The organism is Streptococcus sp. ST14, assembly GCF_046098195.1.
In the GTDB taxonomy this organism is placed as follows: Bacteria; Bacillota; Bacilli; order Lactobacillales; family Streptococcaceae; genus Streptococcus.
On record NZ_JBJUSF010000074.1, the window covers coordinates 1 to 585 of the forward strand.

Below are 585 nucleotides of genomic sequence, written 5' to 3' on the forward strand. Positions count from 1 at the left end.
GGACTCATTGAGGACAATCTGAAGCAGGTTCATCCTATTTTTCAGACTGTCTTTAAAACCTTTCTAAAGAACAAAGAGAAAATCGTCAACGCCCTTCAACTACCCTATTCAAACGCCAAATTGGAAGCGACCAATAATCTCATCAAACTTATCAAACGCAATGCCTTTGGTTTTCGAAACTTTGAAAACTTCAAAAAACGGATTTTTATCGCTCTGAATATCAAAAAAGAAAGGACAAAATTTGTCCTTTCTCGAGCTTAGCTTTTTTTCAACCCACTACAGTTGACAAAGAGCCAGATTTTTTAGTTCAGAATGATTAGATTTAGCTAATGGATACCTATCCTACCCACTCACCGTTAGCATTGACTCGATAGCCATCGGGTGTAGTCGTGTTTACTAATAAATCTCCTGAATTATAGGTATAGTACCATTTACCAGAAACTGTAAACCAACCAGTAGCCATTGAACCTGATTCGTTTAAGTAATACCATAAGCCTTTGTCTTTAACCCAACCAGTAGCCATTGAACCTGATTCGTTTAAGTAATACCATAAGCCTTTGTCTTTAACCCAACCAGTAGCCATTG

2 protein-coding genes are annotated in these 585 nt (G+C 37.4%); one reads left to right on the top strand and one right to left on the bottom strand.

What is annotated here, in order from left to right; genetic code table 11:
* A partial coding sequence (locus ACIY19_RS10865; protein ID WP_150819683.1) for a transposase occupies positions 1-261 on the top strand: 261 nt, incomplete at its 5' end.
* Between the two features lie 76 nt (positions 262-337).
* Here the strand turns inward: ACIY19_RS10865 and ACIY19_RS10870 are convergent.
* Positions 338-585: N-acetylmuramoyl-L-alanine amidase family protein (locus ACIY19_RS10870; RefSeq protein WP_001851937.1), on the bottom strand; the 248-nt coding region annotated here is incomplete at its 5' end.